Annotated in this window: 1 protein-coding gene; it reads left to right on the top strand. The window is 59.7% G+C overall.

What is annotated here, in order from left to right; genetic code table 11:
- Positions 1–1,380 (top strand): glyoxylate carboligase (gene gcl, locus ACIP66_RS03930; RefSeq protein ID WP_400645614.1); only part of this gene is annotated, 1,380 nt, incomplete at both ends.

Genomic DNA, 1,380 nt, shown 5'->3' on the forward strand with positions numbered 1-1,380 from the left:
GTGAAGGGGTTGATACCGCTTTTGGCATCCCGGGCGCTGCCATCAACCCGCTGTACTCCGCCTTGCAGAAAGTCGGTGGCATCGATCACGTCCTTGCTCGCCACGTCGAAGGCGCCTCGCACATGGCCGAGGGCTACACCCGCACTAAAGCCGGCAACATCGGCGTGTGCATCGGTACTTCCGGCCCAGCCGGTACCGACATGGTCACCGGGCTCTACAGCGCCTCGGCCGACTCGATTCCAATCCTCTGCATTACCGGCCAGGCACCCCGCGCCCGTATGCACAAGGAAGACTTCCAGGCTGTCGACATCACCAGCATCGTCAAGCCAGTCACCAAGTGGGCGACCACTGTTCTGGAACCAGGTCAGGTGCCTTACGCGTTCCAGAAAGCGTTTTTTGAAATGCGCTCCGGCCGTCCAGGCCCAGTGCTGATCGACCTGCCGTTCGACGTGCAGATGGCCGAAATCGAATTCGACATCGACGCTTACCAGCCGCTGCCATTGGCCAAACCGACCGCGACCCGCATTCAGGTCGAGAAGGCTTTGGCACTGCTCGATCAGGCTGAGCGTCCACTGTTGGTAGCAGGCGGCGGCATCATCAACGCCGACGCCAGCGATCTGCTGGTTGAGTTCGCTGAGCTGACCGGCATCCCGGTAATCCCGACCCTGATGGGCTGGGGCACCATCCCGGACGATCACCCGCTGATGGTCGGCATGGTCGGTCTGCAGACGTCGCACCGTTACGGCAACGCGACCCTGCTGAAATCCGACGTGGTGTTGGGTATCGGTAACCGTTGGGCTAACCGCCACACCGGTTCGGTTGACGTTTACACCGAAGGCCGCAAGTTCATTCACGTCGACATCGAAGGCACGCAGATCGGTCGTGTGTTCACGCCGGATCTGGGCATCGTGTCCGACGCTGCTGCAGCGCTGACCGTGTTCATCGAAGTGGCGCGTGAATGGCAAGCCGCCGGCAAGCTGAAAAACCGCAGTGCCTGGCTGCAAGACTGCCAGCAGCGCAAAGCCAGCCTGCATCGCAAAACCCACTTCGACAACGTGCCGGTGAAACCACAGCGCGTTTACGAAGAAATGAACCAGGTGTTCGGCAAGGACACCTGCTACGTCAGCACCATTGGTCTGTCGCAGATTGCCGGCGCGCAGTTCCTGCACGTCTACAAGCCGCGTCACTGGATCAACTGTGGGCAGGCCGGCCCGTTGGGCTGGACCATTCCGGCAGCGCTGGGCGTGGTGAAGGCCGATCCGAGCCGCAAAGTCGTGGCCCTGTCGGGGGACTATGACTTCCAGTTAATTATCGAAGAAGTTGGGTTCTGCGCTCTTTTGAAATTGAGTTACTTTGTTTTATTTGTTATGAAGTCTTATT

The organism is Pseudomonas sp. NPDC088429, assembly GCF_044753305.1.
In the GTDB taxonomy this organism is placed as follows: domain Bacteria; phylum Pseudomonadota; class Gammaproteobacteria; order Pseudomonadales; family Pseudomonadaceae; genus Aquipseudomonas; species Aquipseudomonas rustica.